General features: G+C 63.5%; 31 protein-coding genes and 1 other RNA gene. 9 read left to right on the top strand and 23 right to left on the bottom strand.

Annotated elements, in window-relative coordinates:
- Positions 1–9: 9 nt before the first annotated feature.
- Genes AD428_RS00500 through AD428_RS00485 form a run of 4 tightly spaced genes read right to left on the bottom strand, consistent with a single transcriptional unit; the run spans position 10 to position 4265 of the window.
- A complete protein-coding gene (locus tag AD428_RS00500; RefSeq protein WP_053243725.1) occupies positions 10–1521 on the bottom strand; it encodes a phage portal protein in 1512 nt (503 codons plus the stop codon).
- Complete coding sequence (locus AD428_RS00495) at positions 1521–1727, bottom strand: phage head-tail joining protein (protein WP_053243724.1); 207 nt, start codon at positions 1725–1727, stop codon at positions 1521–1523. The genes AD428_RS00500 and AD428_RS00495 overlap by 1 nt, the downstream gene beginning before the upstream one ends.
- Positions 1728–1734: 7 nt before the next feature.
- Positions 1735–3705: a phage terminase large subunit family protein gene (locus AD428_RS00490; protein ID WP_053243723.1), complete on the bottom strand. Its 1971-nt coding sequence runs from the start codon at positions 3703–3705 to the stop codon at positions 1735–1737.
- Positions 3705–4265 (bottom strand): hypothetical protein, encoded by a 561-nt coding sequence (locus tag AD428_RS00485; RefSeq protein ID WP_053243753.1) that lies wholly within the window; start codon positions 4263–4265, stop codon positions 3705–3707. The genes AD428_RS00490 and AD428_RS00485 overlap by 1 nt, the downstream gene beginning before the upstream one ends.
- 107 nt (positions 4266–4372) lie before the next feature.
- On the opposite strand from AD428_RS00485, the gene AD428_RS00480 reads away from it, so the two are divergent.
- The 3 genes from AD428_RS00480 to AD428_RS00470 all read left to right on the top strand — a co-directional run bounded on the left by AD428_RS00480 (position 4373) and on the right by AD428_RS00470 (position 5705).
- Entirely contained in the window at positions 4373–4579 is a 207-nt protein-coding gene (locus AD428_RS00480; RefSeq protein ID WP_053243722.1) for a DUF6900 domain-containing protein, read from the top strand.
- 96 nt (positions 4580–4675) lie between these two features.
- A complete protein-coding gene (locus AD428_RS00475) occupies positions 4676–5239 on the top strand; it encodes a DUF3489 domain-containing protein (RefSeq protein WP_053243721.1) in 564 nt (187 codons plus the stop codon).
- 97 nt (positions 5240–5336) lie between these two features.
- On the top strand, positions 5337–5705 hold the full coding sequence (locus AD428_RS00470) for a hypothetical protein (RefSeq protein ID WP_053243720.1): 369 nt from the start codon (positions 5337–5339) through the stop codon (positions 5703–5705).
- On the opposite strand, the gene AD428_RS00465 is transcribed toward AD428_RS00470, so the two are convergent.
- The 17 genes from AD428_RS00465 to AD428_RS00385 all read right to left on the bottom strand — a co-directional run bounded on the left by AD428_RS00465 (position 5669) and on the right by AD428_RS00385 (position 20288).
- Positions 5669–6931: a site-specific DNA-methyltransferase gene (locus AD428_RS00465; protein ID WP_053243719.1), complete on the bottom strand. Its 1263-nt coding sequence runs from the start codon at positions 6929–6931 to the stop codon at positions 5669–5671. The genes AD428_RS00470 and AD428_RS00465 overlap by 37 nt on opposite strands.
- Positions 6928–8343, bottom strand: a complete 1416-nt coding sequence (locus AD428_RS00460) for a site-specific DNA-methyltransferase (RefSeq protein WP_053243718.1) — start codon at positions 8341–8343, stop codon at positions 6928–6930. The genes AD428_RS00465 and AD428_RS00460 overlap by 4 nt, the downstream gene beginning before the upstream one ends.
- Positions 8344–8738: 395 nt before the next feature.
- Positions 8739–9167, bottom strand: coding sequence for a DUF6362 family protein (locus AD428_RS00455; RefSeq protein WP_053243717.1), 429 nt, complete (start codon positions 9165–9167; stop codon positions 8739–8741).
- A gap of 1 nt (position 9168) precedes the next feature.
- Positions 9169–9645: a crossover junction endodeoxyribonuclease RuvC gene (locus AD428_RS00450; protein WP_053243716.1), complete on the bottom strand. Its 477-nt coding sequence runs from the start codon at positions 9643–9645 to the stop codon at positions 9169–9171.
- Between the two features lie 132 nt (positions 9646–9777).
- Positions 9778–12072 carry a phage/plasmid primase, P4 family gene (locus AD428_RS00445; RefSeq protein ID WP_053243715.1) on the bottom strand — a complete coding sequence of 765 codons (2295 nt, stop codon included), beginning with the start codon at positions 12070–12072 and terminating at the stop codon, positions 9778–9780.
- On the bottom strand, positions 12065–12325 hold the full coding sequence (locus tag AD428_RS00440) for a hypothetical protein (RefSeq protein WP_053243714.1): 261 nt from the start codon (positions 12323–12325) through the stop codon (positions 12065–12067). The genes AD428_RS00445 and AD428_RS00440 overlap by 8 nt, the downstream gene beginning before the upstream one ends.
- Positions 12322–13056, bottom strand: coding sequence for an isoleucyl-tRNA synthetase (locus AD428_RS00435; protein WP_053243713.1), 735 nt, complete (start codon positions 13054–13056; stop codon positions 12322–12324). Before AD428_RS00435 ends, AD428_RS00440 begins: the two co-directional genes overlap by 4 nt.
- Before the next feature lie 10 nt (positions 13057–13066).
- Positions 13067–13543, bottom strand: coding sequence for a DUF6511 domain-containing protein (locus AD428_RS00430; protein WP_053243712.1), 477 nt, complete (start codon positions 13541–13543; stop codon positions 13067–13069).
- Complete coding sequence (locus tag AD428_RS00425) at positions 13540–14394, bottom strand: P63C domain-containing protein (protein ID WP_053243711.1); 855 nt, start codon at positions 14392–14394, stop codon at positions 13540–13542. Before AD428_RS00425 ends, AD428_RS00430 begins: the two co-directional genes overlap by 4 nt.
- A 10-nt stretch (positions 14395–14404) precedes the next feature.
- On the bottom strand, positions 14405–15031 hold the full coding sequence (locus AD428_RS00420; RefSeq protein WP_053243710.1) for a hypothetical protein: 627 nt from the start codon (positions 15029–15031) through the stop codon (positions 14405–14407).
- 5 nt (positions 15032–15036) lie between these two features.
- Positions 15037–15882: an ATP-binding protein gene (locus tag AD428_RS00415; protein WP_053243709.1), complete on the bottom strand. Its 846-nt coding sequence runs from the start codon at positions 15880–15882 to the stop codon at positions 15037–15039.
- Entirely contained in the window at positions 15879–16361 is a 483-nt protein-coding gene (locus AD428_RS00410; protein ID WP_053243708.1) for a hypothetical protein, read from the bottom strand. The genes AD428_RS00415 and AD428_RS00410 overlap by 4 nt, the downstream gene beginning before the upstream one ends.
- A gap of 11 nt (positions 16362–16372) precedes the next feature.
- Complete coding sequence (locus AD428_RS00405) at positions 16373–16636, bottom strand: helix-turn-helix transcriptional regulator (RefSeq protein WP_053243707.1); 264 nt, start codon at positions 16634–16636, stop codon at positions 16373–16375.
- A 94-nt stretch (positions 16637–16730) separates the two neighbouring features.
- The gene (locus tag AD428_RS00400) at positions 16731–17660 is read right to left on the bottom strand and encodes a hypothetical protein (RefSeq protein WP_082308188.1); all 930 of its coding nucleotides are present in this window, start codon (positions 17658–17660) and stop codon (positions 16731–16733) included.
- Between the two features lie 13 nt (positions 17661–17673).
- Positions 17674–19098 carry a hypothetical protein gene (locus AD428_RS00395; RefSeq protein ID WP_053243705.1) on the bottom strand — a complete coding sequence of 475 codons (1425 nt, stop codon included), beginning with the start codon at positions 19096–19098 and terminating at the stop codon, positions 17674–17676.
- Positions 19099–19193: 95 nt separating this feature from the next.
- Positions 19194–20009, bottom strand: a complete 816-nt coding sequence (locus AD428_RS00390) for a hypothetical protein (protein ID WP_053243704.1) — start codon at positions 20007–20009, stop codon at positions 19194–19196.
- The gene (locus tag AD428_RS00385; protein ID WP_053243703.1) at positions 20010–20288 is read right to left on the bottom strand and encodes a helix-turn-helix domain-containing protein; all 279 of its coding nucleotides are present in this window, start codon (positions 20286–20288) and stop codon (positions 20010–20012) included. It lies immediately after the preceding gene.
- A 170-nt stretch (positions 20289–20458) separates the two neighbouring features.
- Between AD428_RS00385 and AD428_RS00380 the strand changes: the two genes are divergently transcribed.
- The 5 genes from AD428_RS00380 to AD428_RS00360 are packed head-to-tail and all read left to right on the top strand — an operon-like array spanning position 20459 to position 23330.
- The gene (locus AD428_RS00380) at positions 20459–20650 is read left to right on the top strand and encodes a hypothetical protein (RefSeq protein ID WP_053243702.1); all 192 of its coding nucleotides are present in this window, start codon (positions 20459–20461) and stop codon (positions 20648–20650) included.
- Positions 20650–21105, top strand: coding sequence for a DUF2924 domain-containing protein (locus AD428_RS00375; protein WP_053243701.1), 456 nt, complete (start codon positions 20650–20652; stop codon positions 21103–21105). Before AD428_RS00380 ends, AD428_RS00375 begins: the two co-directional genes overlap by 1 nt.
- A complete protein-coding gene (locus tag AD428_RS00370; protein ID WP_053243700.1) occupies positions 21102–22472 on the top strand; it encodes a recombinase family protein in 1371 nt (456 codons plus the stop codon). Before AD428_RS00375 ends, AD428_RS00370 begins: the two co-directional genes overlap by 4 nt.
- Positions 22469–22837, top strand: coding sequence for a hypothetical protein (locus AD428_RS00365; protein ID WP_053243699.1), 369 nt, complete (start codon positions 22469–22471; stop codon positions 22835–22837). Before AD428_RS00370 ends, AD428_RS00365 begins: the two co-directional genes overlap by 4 nt.
- A gap of 10 nt (positions 22838–22847) precedes the next feature.
- Positions 22848–23330, top strand: coding sequence for a hypothetical protein (locus AD428_RS00360; protein ID WP_053243698.1), 483 nt, complete (start codon positions 22848–22850; stop codon positions 23328–23330).
- Between the two features lie 301 nt (positions 23331–23631).
- Here the strand turns inward: AD428_RS00360 and ssrA are convergent.
- Positions 23632–24020, bottom strand: a transfer-messenger RNA (tmRNA) gene (gene ssrA, locus AD428_RS24115).
- A gap of 51 nt (positions 24021–24071) precedes the next feature.
- Complete coding sequence (locus tag AD428_RS26625; RefSeq protein ID WP_160318532.1) at positions 24072–24218, bottom strand: hypothetical protein; 147 nt, start codon at positions 24216–24218, stop codon at positions 24072–24074.
- A 93-nt stretch (positions 24219–24311) separates the two neighbouring features.
- Between AD428_RS26625 and AD428_RS00355 the strand changes: the two genes are divergently transcribed.
- Positions 24312–24903 (top strand): thiamine pyrophosphate-binding protein (locus tag AD428_RS00355; protein ID WP_255352160.1); only part of this gene is annotated, 592 nt, incomplete at its 3' end.

Genomic DNA, 24903 nt, shown 5'->3' with positions numbered 1-24903 from the left:
GGGAAACCTTCAGGCAGGTGGCGAGTTGCCGGTTTGTGTGGCGTCGGCAGCGTTCTTGTTCGGCTCGGCACTGCCGCCGTCCTTGGACGTGCGACGAGGGTCGGAGTCGAAGATCAGGCCGAGGTCGTCGGCGCGCTGGTTGTCGGCGGCGATCTCGCGGTCGACGTCCTCGGCGTCGTAGCCGAAGGCCGAGATGGCCTCCGAGCGGCTCATCAGGCCGGCGCGAATGGCCAGCAGCATTGCCTTGAACTCCTTCTCCGGATCGACCCATTGCCAGCCCTGCGGAATCCACTTCGCCTGCAAGTACTGGCGACGGCGCGCTGGCCCGCCACGTGCGAAACCCGGGGCTTCGAGCGCACCCGCGAGCACGGCCTGCTTCATCCACGCGGCCCAGACCGGGCGGCACAGCTGATGGACGAGCACGGCGTGCTGCACCATCTCGCAGCGACGCCGGAACTCCAGCAGGCCCGCGCGGATGGACGAGTAGTTCACGCCGGTCAGATCGCCGGTCAGTTGCTCGTAGGTGATACCGATGGCGGCGGCGACTGCGCGGAACTGGGTGCGCAGGAATTCGGAGTACGAGCCGCCGACGTCCGCCGGGTCGGAGAACTTGATGTCCTCACCGGGCTCCAGAATCTGCAGCGTGCCCGGCTCCAGCCCGGCGAGCGCGATGCCCTCGCTATCGGCGGCGCCTTCGCCCATCAGGTTGTCCTCGGGGTTCTGCCGCGTCACGAACCCGGCGAACATCGCGGCGGTCTTCTTGCGCACCAGCTCGGCGTCGTCGTACTGGTCGAGTTCGTTGAGCTTGACCAGCGCCCGCGACAACCACGGTTCACCCCGGATCTGGCCCGGGCGCAGGACGCGGAACAGGTGGATGATTTCGCGCGCGTCGATGCGCACCGTGTCCATCCCGCCCTGGCCCGACATCGGCGCCAGACGCCCGTCCTCGGGATGCGAACGGTATAGGTGGTAGGCCACGCGTCGCCCGAGCCCGTCGAACTCGATGCCCGAGCGCACCACGTTGCCCGAGGGCAGATCGGTGTTGAGGCTGATCGGCAGGTGCTCGGGCTCCAGCAACTGAAGCTGCAGGGGCACGACCAGGCCATCCTCCGGGCGACGCGGCCGCAACCGGATCAGGCATTCGCCGCCTTCGAGCATCGCGCGGCAGGCCAGCGCCTGCAGGCCGTAGAAGTCGGTCTGCCCAGCGGCGTCGGCTTCCTCCGTCCAGTCACGCCACAGCGCCTGCACCTCGGTCTTGAAGCGCTCGTCGGCAGCCAGGCTCTGCGGCTTGATGCCGGTACCCACCGCATTGGCCACGAAGGCCTCGATGCCGGCCTGCGCCCAGGCATTGCGACGGACGAGGTCACGGCTCTTGATTCGTAGTTCAGAGCTGGTCGCCAGCATTGCCGCGACCGCACCGGGGTTGCCAGGCATCCACGCCAGTGCGCGACGACCACGACCGGCCGCCTCGTGAACGGGCGGCTGCCCAAATAGGCCGCGAATTTTCGAGTACCAAGCCATCAGAAGCCCTTCGCAGTCGTGACGCGGATCTGGCGTTTCGGGCTCGCACCTGTGTTGCGTGCGATCTCTGCTTCGACCGTGCGGATTGCAGCGTGCAGTTCTTCGACGCTCCGGTACTCGACCGTCTTGTCGCCGAAGCTCACGCGGCGCTCGCCGGTGGCGAGGGCACGTTTCAGCGCATCGAGTTGGGTAGTGGTGTAGCTCACGGTGTCCTCATCTCGTCAGCCAGCGGCTTTTGATCACACGCCTGCCAGAATTGCGGTTGCCAGAAACAGCGAGGCCACCGCTATGGGTGGCCTCGTTCAATTCGATGTCTTGGATGGGCGGTGGCTCATCCGGTGGGGGCGCTACCCCAAGTTGCCGCTCCAACTCCCGCCAGTGACGTTCCTCGAAGCGATCCAGTCCCGCCGCCGATGCAGCCGCGCGGGCGTAGACGTAGCAGTCGAGCGCTTCATTTCGCTCTCGCATCTTTTGCCACTCGCGCACCGGGAAGCCGTTGCGGTCGCGGCGGGTGATCAGTTGCTCTGCGCAGAGCTGCTGGATGAACTCGGCATCGGTCTTGGGCAGATGGACGAACCCGGCCGGATACACCGGGGTCGAGCCGTCCTCGCTCACATCCGCGCTCTTGCGCAGGTTGTTGTAGAACTCCAGCTTGGCGATGCCGACCGCCACCGTGAACACCTTGATGCCTCGGCGCAGTTTCTTGCCACCCTGCGACACATCGATGGCTGTCGGTGTGCCGATCAGTGCGGCACCGCGCGGCACGCCCTTGACCGCCATCACGCGCGGATCGTGGCAGGCTCGCACGAAGGCGTAAGCCTCCTGCGTGGCAAAGCCGGTGTCCAGCGCGAAGCGCGCCAGTGGCATCGCCACCCCCGAGGCGTGCGTCCAGTTCTCGGCCAGCATCGCGGCCAGCGCCTTCCACACCGCATCCCGTGCGGTATCGCCCATCAGGACTCGGTGCTCGATGAGCCAGGACTCCTTGCCGCGCCCAAAGGCCCAGATGGACGCCTCGATACGATCCTTCTGCACGTCGGCAGCGCCCACCAGGAGCAGCCCACCGGGCGGCACGGTGCCGATCCGGTAGTCCTCGCGGCGCTCGACCAGCCGTTGCCAGTCGGGCGCTTCGCCTTCCTCGACCCAGGTCTCGCCCAGCTCGGTGTTCTTGAAGGTCTTGATGGCGGCCGCCGACCCCGATTCCTTGTTGACGGCGCTCTCCCAGGCGGCGGCGATGTCGCGCCAACTGCGCCAGCCCACCGGGCTGTACAGCGACGACAGGTGGAACCCCGCCGTCTTGCCCGAGCCGTCGCCGATCATCGCCCGCCACTCGCCGTGTTCGAGCATCCACGTCTTGTGGTGCTCGGCAATCGCGGTGTCGCACGCCTCGCAGACGTAGGCGGCCGTCTCGGGCTTGCCCTTGTCCCAGCGCAGCTGCTCAAAGCGTAGCCACTGGCGGTGCGAGCAATGCGGGCAGGGCACGAAGTAGCGCCGCTGGTCGCTGGCCTCATACTCGCGCTCGATAGCCGATGCGCCCGAGATCGTCGGTGTTGAGACGATGAAGATCTTGCGCCGCGCAAAGGTGCGCGTGCGGGCCTCGGCCAGCGAGATCGCATCGCCTTCGCCCTCGACGTCCAACGGATAGCCGTCCACCTCGTCGAGGAAGAGATAGCGCACCGGCATCGAGCGCAAACCCACGGCGCTGTTGGCCCCGGTCATCACCAGCACGCCGCCCCGAAACTCCTTGGCCAGGATGGTGTTGCCCGAGTCCCGGCTCCTGGCCGGTGCGATCAGTTCGGAGAGCACCGGTGACTCCTCGATCAAGGGGTCGATGCGCTGCTTGGAGTTGCGCTTGGCCATCTCCACCGTCGGCCACACGGCCATCATCGGCCCCGGCGCGTGGTGAATCACGTAGCCGATCCAGTTCGAGCCCATTTCGGTCGCGCCGAGCTGGGCGGCCTTCATGAACACCACCCGCTCGATGGGCGAGGTCGGCGACAGGCAATCCATGATCGCCTTCAGGTACGGCGTGCGGCTGGTGCGCCAGCGCCCCGGCTCGGCGGACGCCTTGCTGGAGAGCACCCGGTGGCGGTCCGACCACTCGGACACCGTGAGCAGCGGATCGGGCGTCAGTCCCTCGCGCCAGGCCCGTTCGATCTCGGCCGCGCCTTCGTACTCGAATTCCATCAGTCCACCCGTGGACGCAGCTCGCCAAGTTCGATCAGGTGCTCACGCACGGCTGTCTCCAGGACCACGTGCATCCGGTGCGCATCGACGCCAAGCGCGGAAGCCATCTGGCCGGAGATCCGGGCGGGCCAGTTCAACCAAGCATCGCGCTCGATGCGGGCAAGCTTGAACACGTGCGCGACGGCCTGCGCCCGATCCACCAGTTCCTTTTTGCGGTGGGCCAGCTCCAGGTTGTTGAGCTTGGCCTTGAGCACCTCGTTGACCGTGCGCGCCTGCAGCAGCGAGGTGCCGCCCGCCGACATCGGCGCTGTGCTGGCGTCGATGGCATCGCGCTGCGGTATTGCTTCGGCTGGTGCACGTCGCGTCTGCGGCGTGCTGATCTTTTGCTGCGTGGCGGCGCGTCGTGGTTGCAATGTGTTCTGTGCCCACTGCGCGTCCGCCGCATCCGGGTCAATCGTGCCGTCCGGCAGCGGCGTGATCCGCCCGGTGTCGATGGCCTTCTTCACGGCCACGTGCGACACGCCACGGTGGCGCGCGTAGGCGCGAATGGACAGTCCCATCGTCACCTTCTTCAATCATCTGTTCGTCAATCTGCGAATTGAGCTTGGCTTCCATCGGGAACAGCGCGTTCATCACGTCACGCCAACCATCCCCGAAAGGAAACGCCATGAACCAGATCGACACCGTCCTCACCCTGATCGCACGCAAGCACCTGGGCATCGACACCCTGCAAACCCGACACGCCGACAGCCTCGACTTCCACGACGTGGCGGTGTGGTGCCTCAAGGACGCGCTGGAAGCGGCCTTCAAAGCGGGCGTCGAACTCGGCGCGTCGAGCCAGAAGGCCACGGAAGCGGATATCGCCAAGGACTGATTGGAAAGCAACGAAGCCAAGCAAGAAACGCTTGGCTTCACCGCCGAACAGCGCGTTCATCACGTCACCCGATCAACCCTTGCAAAGGAGCAAGACATGTCCCCCATCCCACTGACCCCGGCCCAACACGCCATCCTCGCCTATGCCGTCCACCACACCGACGGCAAGATCGAGTGGTTTCCCGAGCACATCAAAGGCGGTGCCCGCCAGAAAGTGCTCGACGGGATGTTCAAACGCGCCCTGATCACGCCCGATGGCGAGGGCTGGCGCGTCGCCGCCGAGGGCTACGACGCCCTGGGAATGCCGCGTCCCAGCGTGAACAAGACGGGCATCGGGCAATTCGAAGCCAATCTCGACCAGATCATCGCCAACGCTGAAGGCGCGTCAGCCGCCGCGAGCGATCCCGAACTGGAAGCCGCCGTAAACGCCGCCGAAGCAACGTGGGCCAAGCCGCGCACCCGCGACAACAGCAAGCAAGCCGAAGTGATCCGGATGCTGCAACGCCCCGAAGGCGCAACCATCAGCCAGATCTGCACCGCCACCGGTTGGCAGGCACACACGGTGCGCGGCACCTTTGCCGGGGCCTTCAAGAAGAAGCTGGGCCTGACCATCGTGTCGGACAAGCCGCAGGGCGGCGAGCGGGTGTACCGCATCGCCTGATCAGAATGATCGAGAAAGAGGCCAAGCGGCGCTTGGCTTCTCAATCGAACAGCGCGTTACTACGGGTGTCGCAACGATCAACCCGAAGGAGCCAGAGATGAACACCACCACGCAGATCCCCGCCACCCAGAACGAAGCCTGGGGCTTTTGGGGCACGATGAACGAACACGCCAGCGCCGCATGGCCCCTGGCGATGACCGCCATCTCGGACGCCACCGGCCAGCCCCTCGAATCGGTACGGGTCTTCCTCGACAGCCGCCACGGACGCCACTTTGCCGACGACGTCCAGAACGGGCTTTACGAAGGCAAGGCCCTGGCGGACGCGATCAACGCAGCCACCCAACGCTGGATGGGCTGGACGATTGGCAGCCAGACCAGCAAGCAATACGGCATCCCGCGCGGCCTGCCTTACCTGACGGGCTTCGTGATTCACTGCGAGATCGTCGACGAGTCGCTCGCCGCCTGATCAAGCAACGCGCCATCCGCCTCGCGGGTGGCCTGCTTCCCGGTGAAGTCCTCCCACCGACGCACGATCACGTCCACGTACTTCGGGTCGAGTTCGATCAGTCGCGCAGAGCGGCCTGACTTCTCGGCAGCAATCAGCGTGGTTCCAGAGCCACCGAACGGGTCGAGCACCACGTTGCCCGGGCGGCTCGAATTGCGGATCGCCCGCTCGACCAGCTCGACCGGTTTCATGGTCGGATGCAGATCGTTCTTCTGCGGCTTCTTGATGCTCCAGACATCCCCCTGGTCGCGGTCACCACACCAGTGGCGTGTCGCCCCCTCGGGCCATCCGTAGAGGATCGGCTCGTACTGGCGCTGGTAGTCGGCGCGCCCTAGGGTGAAGGTGTTCTTGGCCCAGATGATGAAGGTCGACCATTTGCCACCGGCGGCGCGGAAGGCGGCCTGCAGCACATCCAGTTCGCTGGAGGACATCGCCACATAGATACCGCCCCGGCAATGCCTGACGGTGGGCGTCAGCGCTGCCAGCAGGAAGTCGTAGAAGCCGTCCCCCAGGTTGTCGTTCAGGATCGCGCGATCCTTGCCGCGCATCTTGTCCTTGGCGCTGTTGGCGTAGTTCACGTTATACGGCGGGTCGGTGAAGACCATGTCCGCCAGGTCGCCCTGCATCAACCGCTCGTAGCTCTCGGCCACGGTCGAGTCGCCACACAGCAGCCGGTGCTGGCCCATGATCCAGACGTCGCCCGGACGCGAGATGGGCGTCTCGCTGACCTCGGGCACTGCATCCTCATCGGTCTGGCCTTCGTTGTCCGGCTCGTCGCCCGCGATCAGTTCGGCCAGCGCGTCGGCGTCGAAGCCGGTGATGTCCAGGTCGAAGCCTTCGAGTTGCAAGGCTTCCAGTTCGATCCTCAGCATCGCATCGTCCCAGCCCGCGTTCTCCGCGATGCGGTTGTCCGCGATGACCAGGGCACGGCGCTGGGTCGACGTCAGGTGATCGAGCACGACCACCGGTACCCGTTCCAGACCCAGCTTCTGGGCGGCGGCGAGACGACCGTGGCCAGCGACGATGATGCCGTCGCTGCCCGCCAGGATCGGATTGGTGAATCCAAACTCCGCAATGCTGGCGGCGATCTGCGCCACCTGTTCCTGGGAATGGGTGCGCGCGTTGTGGGCGTAGGGCAGCAACTTGGCGGTCGGCCACTGTTCGATCTTGTCGGCCAGCCAGTTCATGCCATCACCTCGGCATCAGAGGTGGCGACGCGTTCGGCGGCGACCTGTTCGAACGATTGGCCTGTTGCCAGCAGCGTGACCGGCACACCGGGGTGGTTCTGCTGGAAGCGCTTGATGGCCACGTCCACGTACTGCGGGGCGATCTCCACGCTGCAGCAGATCCGACCGGTGCGCTCGGCGGCCAGCATCGTCGTGCCGCTGCCGCCGAAGGGCTCAAACACGATGTCGCCCGCGTCCGTGTAAGCCTCGATGACGAACTCCGGCAGCGCCACTGGGAACACGGCCGGGTGGTCGATGTCCTGCCCGATCTTGCCCTTGTGGCGCATCACGCGGATCACAGAGTCGGGGATGCGGGTGTCTTGCGTCGGCAGCCCCTTGTGTGTCCAGCCGCCCACCTCGCCATCCTTACCGCGCATTGCCGTGGACGACCCGTCGGCGCGCAGGTGGGATTCCTGGCCTGCGTGTTTGCAGGGCACGATCTTGTTCGGCTTTCGGCTCTCCCGGTTGAAGTGGAATACGAACTCGAAGCTCGGCGCGAAGCGGCCTGCCCAGTCGCCGGGCATCCCCGGCCCCTGATCCCAGACGTACCACGCAAAGCGCCGCCAGCCCTGCTGGCGCATCCAAGATAGCCAACCGTCCCAATACGGGATCACCTCGTTGTCGCGGTGGATGAGGCCGAGGTTGACCAGCACCTGACCGTCGCCTGCCATCGGCAGGTGCGCGAACACGCCGCGCATCAGGCCGTCCCAATCGGAAATGCCGCCCGAGGTGTAGTCGCGCTGGTTGCCGTAGGGCGGCGAGGTGAAGCACAGGCGAGAGAGGTCACCCTGCATCAGCGCAGCGACCACGTTCCGGTCGGTGGCGTCGCCACAGATCAGGCGGTGCGGGCCAATCGCCCAGACATCATCGGGGCGGGATACCGCCATGACGGGTACTTCCGGCACGTCGTCGGCCGCGTCAGACTCGTCGGCTTCAGACTCTGATTCATCATCCGCGACGGCCACCGCGCCGGTGAGCAGTGCCTCGATCTCGGCTTCCTCGAAGCCGGTCAGAGCGAGGTCGTATCCAGCGTCGGACAACTCGGCCAGCTCCAGGGCCAGCATCTCTTCGTCCCAGCCTGCATCCAGTGCCAGTCGGTTGTCGGCAATCACCAGTGCCCGCTTTTGCGCGACGGTCAGGTGGGCCAGTTCGATCACCGGCACCTGATCCAGGCCGAGTTTGCGCGCAGCGGCCAAACGCCCGTGTCCGGCGATGATGCCGTTGTCGCCGTCGACCAGGATGGGATTCGTCCAGCCGTACTCGACGATGCTGGCCGCGATCTTGGCGATCTGGCTTTCGGCGTGCGTGCGCGGATTGCGGGCGTAGGGAATCAGCGCCTCGACCTTGCGGTACTCGACGTTGAGCGTGTTCAAAGTGGAAGTCCCAAAAGCAAAACCCGCCGAGCGTTGCCGCCGGGCGGGTTGAGTGAATGAAGATTCTGGTGGGGTGGTAACTGCGCCTGGGGGTGGTAACCGGAGCCGGTAACCTGCCGACTGGTAACCTTGCCCGCGCCCTGACGCTAAAAAAGCGTCGCGCTCGCGCCCCCCGCATGGGATTTTGGGCAGGAAGGGCCCGTTTTCCCTTGGGGAAGCGTGGCTGTGAAGCCACTGTCGCTTCGGAGCCACTGTGGCTTTGAAGTCACTGTCGACTCAAAGTCACTGATCCCGAGCATGGAGTGAATCCTAGCCCCAAAAGCCGGTTTTTGTTGCACCCTCGAAAGACCGTCAAAAGGACAAACGCAGCAAACCGGGGACAAACACCCCAAGCATTACCCTAAATTGCCCACGTTTTTGGATTGCGCGTGCCGTGGGACAACGCCTGCGTTGAGCTGGTCAGCCACCGTCTGCAAGGCTTTCTGCCAGCGCCGCCACGCCGTCGTGCGGTCACAGCCGAAGCGCCCACAGATCTTCCGCCAGGGCTGGTGGTCGCTGCGCATCCACACCAGATGACGCTGCTCCACGTCCAGCCACTGCATCCAGCGCATCGTCTCCAGCATCCGGTCAACCGCCTCAGGGCTGGGCGGGAAGTAGTGGCGCGGCTGTTCGTCTGCCGACAGACGCTCCCACTGCTGGCGCACGATGATGGGCCAGACGTTGAAGTAGCCCTGCACCCGCACGGGCGGCAGGCGTCGTCCAGTACGGGCTGCTTCTTCGTAGCGCGCGGCCACCTCGTCAATCGTCCAGTGTTTGCGGGTCACCTCACACCTCCTGTTCCACGTCGTGGTGCTGGATGGCCCAGTGCAGCAGCGCCAGTGCGTCGGCCTCGTTGTCGTCCACGGGGGCGTGGCCACGCACCCGGATAGCAGCGATCACGTCCTCCTTGCCCGCGTTGCCTTTGCCTGTGACGTGCTTTTTGATGGTGCCGACCGGCACGCCCTGATACGGGATCTGGTGGTGCTCGCACCACGCGGTGAGCGTGGCGAGAAACCCGCCATAGGCGTGGGCCGCATCGGTCGAAACGTGACGGCGGACTTCCTCGAAGTGCAGGCAGTCGATGCCGTCGCAGGATTGCTTGATCTCGGTGAGCCAGCGTTTGAAGCGCAGAAAGCGCATGCCGCCGCCTTCAAACCGCTGCGGACGGAAGCTCTCCGCACCGCTGGTGATGTGGCCGTCGCTGCCGCGCAGCGCCCAGCCGGTGGTGGTGCCCAGATCCAGGGCAAGAATGGTCGTGGTCATGGTGTCAGTCCTCGTTTTTTGGCGGGTCTGACGGATCGGACGGGTGATATCGAAAGTCTCCATGAGGCGCGCGCGCACGCGCACGTGTAGGAGTTACGACATAGTCCGTCCGATCCGTCAGACGCGGTTGTTTCAGTTATCGGCGTAAGGGGTGTAGGCAGGTGCAGGCGGGTACTTCAGACCAATGCCCTGAAACCCGCGCAAGCCCATGCCGTTGCGCCATTTGTCCAGCCCCCGGTTGAGCAGCAGGTCGGCAAAACGCTTCTGCGATCCGGTGAACTCACCCGCTGCGTCGGCCCACTGTTTCCAATCGGAGAACAGTTCGGCGGTCAACGATCTGGCGTTCGGGGTGCGAATGCAGCGTTCGTCCAGCCAGCGACCCAAGGCGTCCTCGGCCTCGAAGTACTCCTCGGTGGCCTCCACCACGCGCTGCGGCGGATCAAGCCGACCGTGACGCAGCCAGTCCAGGCAGCCCTGCACGGCCCATGCGAGGATGCCGTCGCGCTCGGCCAGCAGTTTTTGCTGCAGGTTCTTGTCGCGGCGCTCGGGCGGCACGGTGATCGTGAACGGGATCAGATGCAGCCTGCGCTTCATGGCCTCGTCGATGTTGCGGATGGCAGGCTTGTGGTTGCCTGCCACGAACAACTTGAACTGAGGGAAGAACTCGAAGAAGTCCTGGCGCATGAAGCGTGCGGAGATCTTGTCGCCACCGGTCAGGTTTTTGAGCTTGGATTCGGCCCAGCGTTTGCCCTGTTCGGTTTCGATGGCCGCCACGAAACGTGCACCGCGCAGTCCGGCCATATCGGTCGGGTGCCGGTCGGTGCGCGTTTCCATGAAGGTGTCCATGGGCGCGTTGGTGGCGTAGTCGCCCAGGATGGTGGCCAGCGTGTTGACGAACACCGACTTGCCGTTTGCGCCCGTGCCGTACAGGAAAAACAGTGCGTGCTCTTGCGTCGATCCGGTCAGCGCGTAGCCGACCATCCGTTGCAGGTAGGCCTGAAGCGCCTTGTCGCCGCCAGTGACTTCGTCGATGAACTGCTTCCACGTCGGACAGTCACCGCTGGGCGTGGCGGTGGTGATCTTGGTCATCCGGTCGGCACGTTCGTGTGGGCGCATCCGGCCCGTCTTGAGATCGACCACACCACCGGGCGTGTTGAGCAGCCACGGATCGGCGTCCCATTCATCGGTGATGGCCGCGTGCCTGCGATCCGCACGCGCCAGCCGTTCGACGCCACCGACCGTACTGGCACTGGCCAGCTTGACGGCGACCTTGGGGTTGTCGGCACGCACGGCGGCCTGGCGGCAGACGCTGCGGATCAGGTCGGTGGCGGCGAGCGTGTCCTCGGTGCGCCAGCGTTGCCCGTCCCACACCAGCCATCGCCCCCAGGTGGCCACATAGCGCCAGTCGCGGTGGTAGCGCCGGGTGAAGGACAGCGCCAGCGCGTCCTCGGTACCCCAGACGGATTCGTCGCTGCTGACCACCGGCTCGGCCTCATCGGTCACGTCGTGCATCTGCAGGCGCGGCCCGTGGGTGAGGAAGGTGGCGACATCGAAACCCTCGGCGATGGCGTCCGCCGCGTCCCAGCCCTCGGCAGCCTCCTCGGGCGGGTACAGGATGTGGCAGGACTTGGCCCCTGCCGACAGGATGGCCTGCGCCGCGTGCGTGGCGTACTCCCAGCCCGGTTTGTCGCGGTCGGGCCAGATCAGGACGGCCTTGCCGGACAGCGGCGACCAGTCGGTCTTGTCGACCGGGGCGTTCGCGCCGTGCATGGCCGTGGTGGCAACGATGCCCGCGTCGATCAGGGTCTGTGCGCATTTCTCGCCTTCGACCAGCACCACCTGCGCGGCGCTGGCCATTCCCGGCTGGTTGTAGAGCGGACGCGGATCGGGTGGCGTCATCTTGCGCCGCTTGGCGTCCCACGGGCGGAACTGCTTCTTCTGCCCGGGCGGGTCGTAGCGGTAAACCACCGCGATCAGCTTGCCGCTCGCATCCAGGTAGTCCCACTTCGCCGTGGCGGGGCCAAGCTCGTCGACGGGCATTTCTTTCTTGCCAGATCGACGCACCGGCATTTCACGGGCGCGACCGAGCAGTTCGGCCGCCGCGTCCAGCACCCGGTTGAAGTCGGTGTGGATATTGAGCGCCCAATGTCCGGCAATGAGATTGAAGATGTCGCCGCCGTCGCCTGTGGCGCGATCCGTCCACAGTCCCGCCTTCTCGCCATCGAGCACCACCTCAAGGCTGTCGCCCGGGCTGCCCAGCACGTCGCCGATCAGGAACTTGCCCCGGCGCTTCTTGCCCGCCGGAAACAGGGTGGCCAGCACCGAGGGCAAACCGGCGATCAAGCCTGCCCGCAGCGCCTCGCGTTCGCTGTCATCGAAGATGCGCCGGGACTGGACAGGTTGTTGGGTGTCGTTGAAGTCAAGCATCGACACCTTCCTTGCCCGATCCTGCGACCTGTTCCTCATCCCGCTTCTTGACGGCAGCGCTGCGTGCCGCCCATGCGGACAGTTCGGACAAGCGATAGCGCACCAGCCCGCCCATGAGGTAATGCGGAATCCGGTACTTGTTGCGCATCGCGTGATCGGCGAACCAGTAGTACGGCAAGCGCAATGCAGCCGCAGCCTGCTTGGCATCAATCATGGGATCGACGGTATTCATCAAAGCGTGCTTGTCAGTCATGACGTCCTCCAGCAGCGGTCTTGCCACGCGCACATCCGGCATTCGAAGTGGGTCGGGTCGTGAAAGGCGCGTGGCAGAAGCTCGCCTGCTTCGGTGGCCGTGATGACCTTTACCGCCCGGTCCGACATGCGCTGGGCCAGTGCCGCGTCAAAGGGCACAAGCTCGGTGTAGATCTCCATCGTGTCGGCGTTGAGCGCCGTGAAGATCGCCGGGTGCTCGTGCAGTTCGAGATAGGCTTGATAGATCGCCACTTGCGCCGCGTAGATCGGCTTGGAAACGGCCAGGCCCTTTTTCTGCAGTTCGCTCCAGGACTTGCTGCCCAGACACTTGCACTCCCAGAGCGCGGGATAAGCAAAGCCCTCGGGGCCAGCGACGATGACGCCGTCGACGTGGCCTTGCAGGCGGCCTTCGGCCACCGAGAAGCCGAACTGCTCGCCGTCTGCCTTGCGGGTGCGCAGGTCAAAACCGGCAGCCCGCAGCCACGCCACCATGCAGTCCTCCATGACGTGGCCGCGCTCGAAGATGCGCAACAGCCGCCCTTGAGTGCCGCGTCCGTGGTCGACGGGAGCCTTGGCGTACTCGAACTGCAGCGCCCGCTCGCAGGCCACGCCAAGACGTGAGGCCCCGAGGTACTGGCGTGCAGACTGACGTTCTCGGGCCTGCTGCATCCCGGCATCGACCAGCGCCATGACGCGATCCGAGAGGCTTGAAGATGAGTTGAAATCCAGCATCGCAGTCACCTCAGAACGGAATGTCATCGTTGAAATCCGCGAACGGATTGGCGGCCTCAGGTGCCAGCGGGTCAGGCGTCGCAGGCAAGCCCCGCACGGGCGGGAACTTGGTGGCCTCGTGGTGGGAAACCATCGCCTCCGACCAGCAGGTAACGATGGCGTCGATGACGCGCAGCGCCTCGCTTTCCGAGTAGTCACCCAGTGGCTTGTCAAAGCCAATCTCGCCCGCCGCCCCACCAAAAGCCTTGAGGCACTGGCGCATCGCAGCCCGTTCGACATCAGACGGATTGATCATGGCGACCTCCGTTTTGTCGATGCGGCCTTCCTTGGCACGCTGCCAGTTGCCGTACAGCGCGTGAAAAGCGTCTTGACAGCGGCGAGAGCAGAACACCCAATCGAGGGGGTAGCGCCGGGGATCGCCCACACCGTGACGGTTGTCGGTGTGGCCGTAGCCCCGGGCCTGTCGTTTGCAGACCCAGCATTTCACGCTCCCTCCTCGATTTCATCGAGCAGCAGACCCAACTGCAGGGCAGCCCCAGCAAAGGCGGCCTCACAGCGGCGTTTGAAGTCGGCGTAGTTCGTCGAGCTGCGTGCAATCGCCGTGACCGCGTGAATCTGCGATTCCAGATGTGCCAGGCCCTGATCGGAGAGCCACTGGTGGTGCTTCTGCGAGATGCCCTTGCGACTGCGGATCTCGTTCAGTAAGTCCTCCGGCAGCACCGGCCCATAGACCCAGCGAAGCGTGATCTGGCCAACAACGTGTGGCGGGTTCTGGTCGTGGCCTTGGTACTTCCAGCCGAACAAGCGGTAGATGGCGCGGTAGTAGTCCGGGTGAAAGCGTCGCTCCCAAGATGCACAGGACTGGCGCAGCAGTTTGGAGATCAACTCCTGCAGCGCATCCGGTGCCCGGTGGTGCTGGTAGCCGGTGGCCTCGTCGATCAGCGCGACCTCGCCCGTGGTGGCCAGCGCCCGCATGATCTTCATGCAGTTCGAGACAATGCCCCGCCGCGCTTTGTGCAGCGTGCCGTCGATGGCGGCTTTGACGACCGCTGATGTGACGTCGGCAATGATGCCAGCGGGGAAGAACTGAGCCTTTTGGCCCGACGGCAGCAAAATTGTCGCCTCTTTTTTGTTCAATGATGACAATGAGTTAGGCGCAAATTCCCGCAGAAAGCTGGCAAAACGGTCACCCCTTTGGCGCTCGGCAAACCCCAGCAACTTCATGAGCTGGCGACGGACGTAGCCGCGCTCGCCAGTGGTGAGCACGACGGCCTCGCAATCGAGATCACCAAATTGCACAACGCCGTAGTGGCTGGCAGTGAGAATGGATGCATTCATGGCGACCTCCTCACTGAGCCCACGACGGCTTGCCTGTCACGGGTGCGCGCTGCGGAGCCGGGGCCTGATACGCAGGCGCTGCCTGCGCCGGAGCGCCGGACGTGCCGCCGCCGGAAGTCTTGGGCGGCACACCCATCCACTTGGCGTAGTCGGGGTGGTCAGGTTCGACCGCCACCTTGATCACATTGCGATCCTGGCCCTTGGCGTCTTTTTCGATGTCGATACGGGCGAGAAACTCGATGCCATCCAGTTCGTGGAAGCCCTGGATGCGACGCGCAGAGGCGGCCTGCGGGCTGTTGTCCTGCGGGTGAACGTTGCGGGCGCTGTTGAGCACGGCGCGAATGAAGCTGCGCCCCATCTGGCCCCAGGTCGGGCCTTTCTTGGAGTGCAGGCCGATGTTCGACCACATCTTGCGTTTGGCGTAGTCGCCCGCCGTGACCACGAACTCGGCCGCCAGATAGATGGAGCCAGTCTCAAAAGACTCGGTGGCGTAGCCGCCGCTCCAGCCTTGCGACAGGTCGTCATAGCCACCAGGCTTGAACGTCATGCGCACCGTGGCCAGCGTGCCTTTGGGGATCAGGTCGAAGCCTGACTGTTGGGGATCGGCATCCTGAAAATCGAAATAGTTTGACGACATGGCGGTTATTCCTTGGATTCGGTGGTGTTCGGGGTGGCGGCGTCGGCAGGCGTGTTGGCTGCGCCTGCGCACTTGGCGATCAGTGCGCCGAGATCAGGTGGCTCCAGCAGGTCGAGGCGACCGCTGCGGTCTTTGGCTGGAAAGCCATAGGGATTGAGGGTGTTGGTGACGAAGGCGCGATATGCGCTGCCGTCCTCAGCCTTGATTTCGGCCAGCGTCACGACCTCATCAACGATGCCGGGTAGCTCCAGAGCAGTCTTGCTACCTTCGATCTGCGGCACGAACACCTTGCGGTTGTAGTCATCAAGGCGTTCATCGAGGATGGCCACGAACACCACGTTCTTGCCGCGAGCGTGCTGAAGGTGGGTGAGCGCACCGATCATTTCCTGCCCAAGCAGGCCGTAGGCCGCGCGCAGATCAGGCTTGCCAGAGCGGTCGCTGATGGCCCCGGGCTGCGTCTTGCACCACGCGAAGCACTGGCGGGACAGCTGCGTGATCGAGTCGACGAAGAAGGTCTGGTAGCGGCCCAGTTGCGCCGGATCGCCAAACTTCTCGATGACGTGGTCGTAGTGCGCCTGCGAGAAGGCAGACTCCGGCGGCAGTGACTTGTCCGGGCCCGCGAGGAAAACGAACAAATCGCGTGACTCCGGCCACGAAGTCGGACGGATGGTGTCACCGGGCCAGTCCGCCACCGCCAGATCACCGGCCTCGACGTCGAGAAACAGCGTGGTGGCCGGATCGAGGTCTTTGAGCCGGGAGGTTTTGCCGATGCCCGATTTGCCGAGCATCAAAAGTTTCACGCCCTTGCGCTCGGCCATGCGCTGCTGTGCGGAGATGATGGGCAGGCTCATGCGGCACCTCCATCCAGCGTGAGCGTGATGGAGGGTTTGCCTTCCTCCACCGTGCGTGCGGCGGCGAACTGCTCGCGCAGCGTCGTGGGCCAGTTGGAGTAGCGGGACTCGGACACCGACAGCTTGACGTCGATGTAGTCCTCGACCTTTTCGCCGGAAGCCGCGATGCGTTCGGCCATCTCCTTGAGGATGGCCTGATTCCAGGTCACCTTCTTGGGGAGTTCGTACTTGACGTGCAGCGCGCCATCGTTGACGTGGGCAGTACCGAAGTCGCGGCCGGATTCACGCAGCGCGGCACGGGCTTGTTCGCCGAAACGCTGGAGCTTGGCGGCATCCAGCTTGACGCGAAGCTGCTTGAGGTAGGCGATGGCTTCATCGACATTGCGCTCGGAAACGACGAAATCGGTGATCGACAGCATCACAAGCTGGGCGACGGTCATGCTCGCGAGGTCAGCGGGGTAGAGAGTCAGTTCTTTCATGGCTGCTCTCCTCACTGGTACGCACGAGTGAAGCTGGAGTGGCGTGAGACGCGCCGCTCAAAGGCTTCGATTTCGTGCAGGAGATAGGTGACCCGACGACCGAGCTTGCAGTAAATCGGGCCAAGCTGCTCTTGCCGCCAGCGGCGAAGCGTCTTGACGGAGAGTCCCCAGCGGATGGAAAGCTCGTTCTCGTCGAGGGCGATACGCACGGCACCGCCGGAATTGGGTCGGAAGGATTTCTGACCAGTTTGGGTTGTTGGAACTTGGGTTTGCATTTCGATGTGCCTCCTAGATGAAATGGGCACATCGAAGTCTCCGCATGGAACTACGGACTGAATCCGGATTGCACTACGGAAAAAACTACGACTTTCACTGACGTCGGACTTGGTAGTAACCGCCAGCTTTTACGAGCGCGAGGAAATCCTCCCGCGTTTTCTTGTCACCGAAGGCCTCGTCAAATGACCTGGCGGCAGAATGAACTTTCGTCTTGACTTCGACCCATTTCATGGCTGGTGGAGTCTTGCCCTCCACACCCCACATCACCTTCAGAATTGCTGCCCGCGTGTCGCTCACCAGCCGCGATGATGCAAAGTGAGGCAGCTTCACGCGGTTGCCTTGCAGAAATTGCGCAGGCTCAGGCTCGCCATTTGGCGTGATGTGGCCGCGCAGCACCCGATCAAGAGCATCGGCATCGAAGTTCTCCGTGCCATTGGACGTGTTGATGAACTCATTCAGTCCGCGCAGCACATGATCTCGAGGCAAGGCTGCATCTGATCGTTGCACCAGCAGCACCACGCCAGCGCGCGGCCACACCGGATCAGCCAGCACTGCGGAGATATCAGCGCTTGGCGCACGTGCCCATGCTCGACCTACAAACATCGGCGCGAAGTCATGTGTCCCGCTGATGCGCATATCGCCCAGATGCCAGAGATGGTTGGGCGTTCTGCAAGGCCGGTGTGATCGCCGTCGATCCTCGATGCCAATCAATGAAGCCAGATCCGACAACCACGGATCGATCTGAATGCCACAGAGTGCGATCTCCTGCAGTGGTTGCACGACGGTTCTGCCGTCCAACGGGCTGCTGTAGCGGTAGCAGCGAGCATCCGGATCGGCCTCGACTTCGACCTCGCATTCAGAGTCAAGGAACGGCACCATCACGTGCGTGAGATAGCCTTCCTCGGTAATCCATCCCCGCTGCCGGAACTGGAGCCAATCGCGGCCGAACCTGGAGGCCAACACGGGCGTATCCAGGTTCATCAGATGGTCGATGGCGGCAAGGAAACGCAGATGAATCGGCATCGTCGGCATCCCCTCAGAATTCGCTCAATACGCCAATGCGGATCAACTGCTCCAGTACACGCTTGCGGTCGTCTTCGGTTCTGCTCTTGTCATTCAGGCCGTTGGGGGCGGTGATCTGGACAGCAACGTTGTGTGCCTTGCGGTGGGGCTGCTTGGCCATGCGCATCACCAACTTGACCTGTGCCAGTGTGTACTGCGTCAAATCATCGACGCTGTAATCCTCGTAGGCGACCTGATAGATGGTGCGGCCATCGCGCCGGTCACGGGTTATTTCCATCTTGCTCGCCAGTTGGCGGACGACCGGCTTGCCGCTCAACTCCTGCGATTGTTCAAAGGGCTTGGCTACTTTGATCTGCAAGATCTCGATGCGCTCGACATCTGCGATGCGATCCTTTTCCAGCCGTTTGAGCATGTCTGAGGTGGAAAAGCCATGCAGATCGAATTGACGAATCGGCATGTCATCAATATCCCCTTCGTGCGCCAGCACCACGTCTCGGAATACGGTGGCAAGTTCACGCCGCTTTTCACGGTCTTCGCAAAACACGGTCAGCGCGCCGGTGGCCGGTTCCCATGAGAATCGCACCGACATCGCTGCAGGCTCCTCGTGGTCGACCACATGACCATCTTCGACTTGCTGGAAGTGCGCAGTCGAACCATTGAAGGTGGCGCATACGGTGTGCAACAGGGTCTGGGGTTCCTCCTCTGCATCCTCATCATCGTCGCGCTGCGCATGCGACAACCCGTGCCGCACAAACTGCTCGATCAGGATTTGATCCTTCGGCACTTTCGGGAACAGTTCGGCAATGCGGGTGCGCAGTGTTTCCTGAATGTCGTTGCTGTTCGTTGGCTCCACCCCCTTGGGGCCAAGGTAGTGGCTGGAGAACTGCTCGCTTTTCCACTGGCGATGCATGACCTGCTCGTGCTCGGCCTGATCAAAGCGAGCTTCACGGCGTGCTCCAGCCTCAGGAAACTCCTGAAGGATGCACAGGTGCAGTGCGCGGCTGAAGCGGTCGCAGGGCATTCCAAGAATGACGGCATCGTCTTCGCGCCGCTCGTCGAGTAGCGACTGAACGGCCTGCGCGCCATAGTCGTCACCGAGCAGCATGACCCGTTCCACGGCGTTTTCGATACGTTGCCGAGTGGCGGCATCCAGTTTGGCTGCGCAGTGAAAGAATGCTTGCCGGGAATCGGCCGCCAACTTGCCCTTGGCGGCGTCGACCAGATCCATCAGATCTGGGAACGTGCCTCCGCTGGCTCGTTCAAGCAGGCGCACCACCAGTGTCGGGTGCTTGACCTTGCGCACCAGATCGACGAAATGCTCCATCCCGGGCACGATGACTGGGCCGTTGTCAGCCTGCGGATCACGCACACGCTTGCTGGGCGGCTTCGGGGTGATCGATTTCTTCTTCTTGGCGGTGGTGGTTTGGCTGGTAGGCATGGGCAGTTTCCTTTGAAAGTGCGCGATTGCGCGATTTGTTAATTGAGAATTCAAAAAAACGCCGACGCAGAGTCGGCGTGGCAGGACAGGAAAGGTCAGCGCACACCCCCCTCCGGACGGATGAGACCGTAGCGTTGCAGACGCACTTGCACGAACCGAGGATTGACGCCAAAGCGAGCGGCGAGCGCCTTCTCGAAGAACTCCAGATCGCCTGCGTCACTGGATGAGAGATGCAGGCTGGTGCCGGGAACCTCCGGGTTGAGGGATGGGCCACGGTGCAGCGCAATGTCGAAATCCGGGGCAAGCTCCTCAACCGCTGCGTTCAAGTGCTGGCGCGGCACCAGTAGCGAACCCATGAACTCATTGGCGCGCAGCTCGGCGAAGTGAATTTCCGGGGCCAATGCCGTCTGCGCCGGAGTTGCGGGCGTCTTCGTCAGGTGGTCGCTGTTCGGAGTGGTGGTGCGATACGCACGTTGCACAGTCGGTTCCAGAACATCGAACAACCCAGGCCCTTTGCTGCCATCGACGATCCAGCCTGGCGCATCGAACACTGCGTGACCCAGTTCGTGGGCCAGGGTACTGAGTGCCAGAAGTTCGCTGAGTTTTTCCCCGACCGGAGAGACGCACACCATCGCGGTGTCCGGAATACCGGGGTCGTACTCACAGATGCCGAAGACGTGGTTGCCCTCGTCGTCATGTACGTCGAAATCCGTGCTGACTTCAAGCGAGAAGTCGATGCCGTTGATCTTCAGACGATTGATCTCACACAGCGTGCTGAAGGGGATGGCATCGACGTCCGGGCCAACCAGTTGCTGACGAGCTTGCGCGGCGATGCCTTCAATTTCGATGTGCTTGACGTATTTGGGGCGCTTGCGGTCGCAATGCCGGTAGTCGAGAGTCAGAACCGGCATTCACTTTTTCTCCGTTACTTCCCGGCGGTACATCCGCACCACGCTGGCCACGTCATCGCGCATATCGGGCGGCAGGCGACTGGCTTCGACGAAGGCGTCGTCCGGATTGATCCCCAGAAGCTCAGCCGCCTTGCGGATCAGCTCGTCTTTGGGGGGTTTTTCCATGTCGCGCTCAATGCGCGACCAGTAAGCAGGCGAAATCTCGAGTTTGCGCGCGAACTCGTTCATCTGGATCTCTTTCTCTTCGCGCTTCTTGCGAATGAAGGCTCCGAAAGGCATGTGTGTTTCCTAGTTGCGTGATTGGTTAATGGAGTGATCGTACCTCCCCGCCGCAGGGTCGTCAACTGTTTAGTTAACACAAAATTTTGGTCACCGATTACCCGGAATTGCCATCCGCTTCGGAAGATCAGGCTCACTATCCCTGACGGTTGCTATTCCCCGGAGCCGTCATGAAGAACCTCGAACTTGCATCTCCCTCGGAGATGTCCGCCAGCGCCCGCACTGGCGAAATCACCACCATCCTTGCGGCCGCCATCGTCCGCACACTCGTCGCAGACGAGCCGAAACAGAGAGTAGTTGGCCTTGGCTTCCTGCCCGACCAGCGCGTTCATACAACCCCCTATCAAGAGGAGCAGTTGTGATGAACGACCAACACACATCAGTGGCCGCGCAGGTGGCGGCTTTGCCATCCTTGACGATGGCCGAGGTCTGGGCGCTTTGGGATCGCTTTTTCCCGCGTCGCCCGGACAAGACCAATCGCGTCTATCTGGAATCCCGCATCGCCTACAAATTACAGGAAGAAGCTTTCGGCGGGCTTGATCCTGAGACTCGTAGGCGACTGGTCAATATCGGCGTGCGCCACTCCAAGATCAAGCAGCCACGCAAGGCCAGGGACATTACGCTAGCCCCTGGCACCGTGCTGGTGCGCGAATGGGGTGACCGCGATCACCACGTCCGGGTCACCGCTGACGGCACCTTCGAGTACGAAGGAAAGCAGTTCAAAAGTCTGTCCGCCGTCGCGCGCCACATCGCGGGCAGCCCGTGGTCGGGGCCATTGTTCTTTGGCCTGCGCCGCGCCGGGGAGGGTTACGAATGAACGACACTCCCCACAGCAAGCCGCGCCAGCGATGCGCCGTCTACTGCCGGGTGTCCTCGGACGAGCGGCTCGACCAGGAGTTCAACTCCATCGACGCGCAGAAGGAAGCGGGCCATGCCTACGTCGCCAGCCAACGCGCCGAAGGCTGGATACCGGTAGCCGACGATTACGACGACCCCGGATTCTCCGGCGGCAACACCGATCGCCCGGGTTTGAAGCGCCTGATGGCGGACATCGAGCGCGGCCTGATCGACATCGTGGTGGTCTACAAGATCGACCGCCTGACGCGCAGCCTGGCCGACTTCTCGAAGATGGTCGAGGTGTTCGAGCGCCACGGCGTGTCCTTCGTGTCGGTCACCCAGCAGTTCAACACCACCACATCGATGGGGCGCTTGATGCTCAACGTCCTGCTGTCCTTCGCCCAGTTCGAACGTGAGGTCACCGGCGAGCGTATCCGCGACAAGATCGCGGCGGCCAAGCGCAAAGGCATGTGGATGGGCGGCGTGCCGCCCTTGGGCTATGACGTCGAGAACCGCCTGCTGGTTATCAACGAAACCGAGGCGGCGGTGGTGAGGCGCATCTTCGAGGAGATGCTGACCATCGGCTCGCCCACCCAGATCGCCGCCCGTCTGACGCAGGAAGGCATCACCACCAAGGCCTGGACGACGCAGGACGGGCGCACACGCAACGGTGCCCGCATCGACAAGAAGTACCTGCACAAGCTGCTGCGCAACCGCATCTACCTTGGTGAGTTGTCGCACAAGGGCACGTGGTACCCCGGCGCGCACCCGGCCATCATCGACCACGGCCTGTGGGGCAAGGTGCATGAACTGCTGGCCAAGGACGGCCACGCACGGTCGGTGGAAACCAAGATCCGCTCGCGCACCGATGCCTTGCTGCGCGGCCTGCTGTACGCGCCGACCGGTGAGCGGATGTACCCGACCTACTCGCGCAAGAACGGGCACAAGTACCGCTACTACGTGTCGAAGTCGGAAGTGCGCTACGGGGCGGGCGGCAAGACCTACGAGCGTATCCCGGCTGACGAAGTAGAGGCTGCGGTCGTCGCGCAAATCAAATCCGTGCTGGCCAGCCCTGAGGCGATCACGGCGGTCTGCCAATTCATCCAGCGCAACGGCGCACAGATCACCGAGGACGTTGCGGTGATGGCCATGCACCGCTTGGGCGATGTGTGGGAGAGGCTGTATCCGGCAGAGCGCCACCGCATCGTCAACCTGATGGTCGAGCGCGTGGATCTCGTCCCCGGTGGCCTGAAAGTGCGTTGGCGCGAACTGGGCTGGAAGGCGCTGATTGGCGAATTTGCCCCGGACAGCATCGGCGCAGAACTGGTCGAGGCGGAGGCGCAATGAACGATTCCGGCCCCCTCGAAACCTTCGTGCCGCTGGTGTTCAAGCGCCGGGGCATCCGGCGTCTGGCCGACACCGGCGCGGTGGCGCACGACCCAACCCTCATTGAGGCGGTGGCGCGGGCTTTCCACTGGCAGCACCTGCTGGACGCGGGCGAGTTTGAAAGCGGTTCGGCCATTGCACGGGCCGAGGGTCTGCACCACAGCACCGTCAATGAACTCCTGCGCCTGACCCTGCTGGCTCCCGACATCGTCGAACAACTGCTCGCAGGTCGCCAACCCCGACGACTCACGCTGATCTGGTTTCAGCGCAACCCCATTCCGGTCGACTGGCAGCAGCAGCGCCAGATCATCCAGTCCTTCGCGTAGGAGACAGCACATGGCCAAGAAAGACATCGGCAAATTCACCGGCGAGGCCGTCACCTTCCAGATCCCCAATCCGGCTGGCGGGGTGAAGATGGAGACGTTCATTCCGTGGACGCTGGTCAAGCGCGGTGTGCGACGCAAGATCATCACGCCGCTCGATGCGCCACAGGCGTTCGCGGATGAGTCTGCACAGGAACGCGAGGCCCGAATCGCAGCACAGGACAGTGCCTTGGTGCGGGCGTTGGGGCTGGCGCACCACTGGCAGCGCCTCCTCGACGACGGGCGCTTTACCTCGATGACCGAGATCGCGCAGGCCGAAGGACTCAACCCCGGGCGGGTCAGCATCATTGCACGGCTGGTGCATCTGGCTCCGGACGTCGTCGAGGCCTGCCTGACCGGCGACAGCGGGATCGCGCTGGAGCACCTGATCCGCAACGGCAGCCTGCCGCTGGACTGGCAACAGCAACGCAGGATGATCCAGGCCAGAAACACATGACCAACACCCCCACCGCGCGCCGCCTCCGGGCGGTTTTTTTACGTCCGTTGCATTCTCGGTCGCATCGCCTCCAGCAGACGAAAAACGCAACCGGGCGCGTGCAAACCCGCGTTTTTGCAGGGTTTGGGCGCTTTTCGGTAAAGAGCCGGACAGAGAACAGAGAGAGAAAACGGGGCCAAACGGCCCGGAAATGGGCACCGCCAGAGGGATGCCGCTAAAGAGCCCAGCGCCCGGAACCGCGCCAACACTGGCGCAGCGGGCAGAAAAAAACCCAACCGATAAGGGTTGGGTTTTCAGGTATTGGTGGAGCCGGGGGGAATTGAACCCCCGTCCGCAAGCCCTCCGCAACCAGTTCTACATGCGTAGTCGGCCTATTTGGATTTAACCCTGGACTTAGCCAACCGACAGGCCGGACCAGGGCGATTCACGTAATTTAAGCCTGAACCGTGTGACCCCAGCGCAGACCGATTCCTTGTAAATGTCGCTGCTGCGGTTCGAGGGTTGCCCCCCTGGGAAGTTGCCTTCCCCCGCCTGACCCAAGGACAGATCAGTGCAGCGGCTCACCGATTAAGCGGCGAGAGCGAAACGCTCGTCGTTGGCGTTTGTAGTGTTCCAGTGGATTTACGAGCTTACTGGTGCTCGGCATGCCCTGAGTTGTTTCGCGACCCACGTCGAATCCGGATCGGCCCCAAGTAAGGCTATTGTACGCTCAAACGCGATAGATTGCGCGAATTTTCGGACTCATGCCGTATCGGCGCAGGCGGTCTTGGCGCGGGCGGGCCGCGTGACGCTCATCATAAACAGGGACAGCACGACGGCCGCGCCGACGATGGCGGCGGCGGCCCAGCCCAGGGCGTCCAGGCCCACCCGCTCGWTGTCCAGGTTCATTTTCCAAAATTCCTTTAGAACGCAGATGAATTTACTGCGTTTCCCGGGATTGTGTGGAAAAGAAGATAAATATTCTGCGGACCTGCGCCTAAGATAGATAACATGAACGACCGCCTCCACTCCGCCGCCCTCGCCGCCCTTCCCGCCACAGACCGTCCCGCCGGCAACGGGGCGAAAATCCTGCTGGATACCCTGATCGCGCACGGCGTGGACACGGTGTTCGGCTATCCGGGGGGCGCGGTTCTGCCCCTCTATGATGCCCTGTATGCGGAACCGCGCCTGCGGCACGTGCTGGTGCGCCATGAACAGGCGGCGGTGCATGCCGCCGAAGGCTATGCCCGCAGCACCGGCCGCACCGGCGTGGTGTTCGTGACCTCCGGCCCGGGCATGGCCAACACCACCTCCGGCCTGCTGGACGCCATGTGCGATTCGATTCCCGTGCTCTGCATCAGCGGCCAGGTCGCCACCAGCGCCATCGGCACCGACGCTTTCCAGGAGTGCGACGCCATCGGCATTTCCCGGTCCGTTACCAAATGGAATGCGCAGGTGCGCAGCGTGGACGACGTGGCCGAGGTGGTGGGCCGGGCGTTCACGCTGACGCGCCAGGGCCGGCCCGGCCCCGTGCTGGTGGACATGCCCAAGGACGTGCAGCTCGACGTGCCGCGCGACACCGACGCGCACGAGG

It is taken from the genome of Achromobacter sp. DMS1, assembly GCF_001270295.1.
Note: the sequence above shows the minus strand (reverse complement) of the source record. Positions and strands in the feature narration are given on the sequence as shown.

Excerpts from the sequence above, each read along its gene's own strand:
- AD428_RS00370 (WP_053243700.1), top strand. The coding sequence starts at position 21,102 with ATGAACGACACTCCCCACAGCAAGCCGCGCCAGCGATGCGCCGTCTAC.
- AD428_RS00480 (WP_053243722.1), top strand. The coding sequence starts at position 4,373 with ATGAACCAGATCGACACCGTCCTCACCCTGATCGCACGCAAGCACCTG.
- AD428_RS00395 (WP_053243705.1), bottom strand. The coding sequence starts at position 19,098 with ATGCCTACCAGCCAAACCACCACCGCCAAGAAGAAGAAATCGATCACC.
- AD428_RS00360 (WP_053243698.1), top strand. The coding sequence starts at position 22,848 with ATGGCCAAGAAAGACATCGGCAAATTCACCGGCGAGGCCGTCACCTTC.
- AD428_RS00405 (WP_053243707.1), bottom strand. The coding sequence starts at position 16,636 with ATGCAAACCCAAGTTCCAACAACCCAAACTGGTCAGAAATCCTTCCGA.
- AD428_RS00380 (WP_053243702.1), top strand. The coding sequence starts at position 20,459 with ATGAAGAACCTCGAACTTGCATCTCCCTCGGAGATGTCCGCCAGCGCC.
- AD428_RS00410 (WP_053243708.1), bottom strand. The coding sequence starts at position 16,361 with ATGAAAGAACTGACTCTCTACCCCGCTGACCTCGCGAGCATGACCGTC.
- AD428_RS00390 (WP_053243704.1), bottom strand. The coding sequence starts at position 20,009 with ATGCCGGTTCTGACTCTCGACTACCGGCATTGCGACCGCAAGCGCCCC.
- AD428_RS00450 (WP_053243716.1), bottom strand. The coding sequence starts at position 9,645 with ATGACCACGACCATTCTTGCCCTGGATCTGGGCACCACCACCGGCTGG.
- AD428_RS00440 (WP_053243714.1), bottom strand. The coding sequence starts at position 12,325 with ATGACTGACAAGCACGCTTTGATGAATACCGTCGATCCCATGATTGAT.
- AD428_RS00425 (WP_053243711.1), bottom strand. The coding sequence starts at position 14,394 with ATGAATGCATCCATTCTCACTGCCAGCCACTACGGCGTTGTGCAATTT.
- AD428_RS00420 (WP_053243710.1), bottom strand. The coding sequence starts at position 15,031 with ATGTCGTCAAACTATTTCGATTTTCAGGATGCCGATCCCCAACAGTCA.
- AD428_RS00375 (WP_053243701.1), top strand. The coding sequence starts at position 20,650 with ATGAACGACCAACACACATCAGTGGCCGCGCAGGTGGCGGCTTTGCCA.
- AD428_RS00490 (WP_053243723.1), bottom strand. The coding sequence starts at position 3,705 with ATGGAATTCGAGTACGAAGGCGCGGCCGAGATCGAACGGGCCTGGCGC.
- AD428_RS00365 (WP_053243699.1), top strand. The coding sequence starts at position 22,469 with ATGAACGATTCCGGCCCCCTCGAAACCTTCGTGCCGCTGGTGTTCAAG.
- AD428_RS00470 (WP_053243720.1), top strand. The coding sequence starts at position 5,337 with ATGAACACCACCACGCAGATCCCCGCCACCCAGAACGAAGCCTGGGGC.
- AD428_RS00485 (WP_053243753.1), bottom strand. The coding sequence starts at position 4,265 with ATGGGACTGTCCATTCGCGCCTACGCGCGCCACCGTGGCGTGTCGCAC.
- AD428_RS00385 (WP_053243703.1), bottom strand. The coding sequence starts at position 20,288 with ATGCCTTTCGGAGCCTTCATTCGCAAGAAGCGCGAAGAGAAAGAGATC.
- AD428_RS00415 (WP_053243709.1), bottom strand. The coding sequence starts at position 15,882 with ATGAGCCTGCCCATCATCTCCGCACAGCAGCGCATGGCCGAGCGCAAG.
- AD428_RS00500 (WP_053243725.1), bottom strand. The coding sequence starts at position 1,521 with ATGGCTTGGTACTCGAAAATTCGCGGCCTATTTGGGCAGCCGCCCGTT.
- AD428_RS00400 (WP_082308188.1), bottom strand. The coding sequence starts at position 17,660 with ATGCCGATTCATCTGCGTTTCCTTGCCGCCATCGACCATCTGATGAAC.
- AD428_RS00445 (WP_053243715.1), bottom strand. The coding sequence starts at position 12,072 with ATGCTTGACTTCAACGACACCCAACAACCTGTCCAGTCCCGGCGCATC.
- AD428_RS00475 (WP_053243721.1), top strand. The coding sequence starts at position 4,676 with ATGTCCCCCATCCCACTGACCCCGGCCCAACACGCCATCCTCGCCTAT.
- AD428_RS00435 (WP_053243713.1), bottom strand. The coding sequence starts at position 13,056 with ATGCTGGATTTCAACTCATCTTCAAGCCTCTCGGATCGCGTCATGGCG.
- AD428_RS00465 (WP_053243719.1), bottom strand. The coding sequence starts at position 6,931 with ATGAACTGGCTGGCCGACAAGATCGAACAGTGGCCGACCGCCAAGTTG.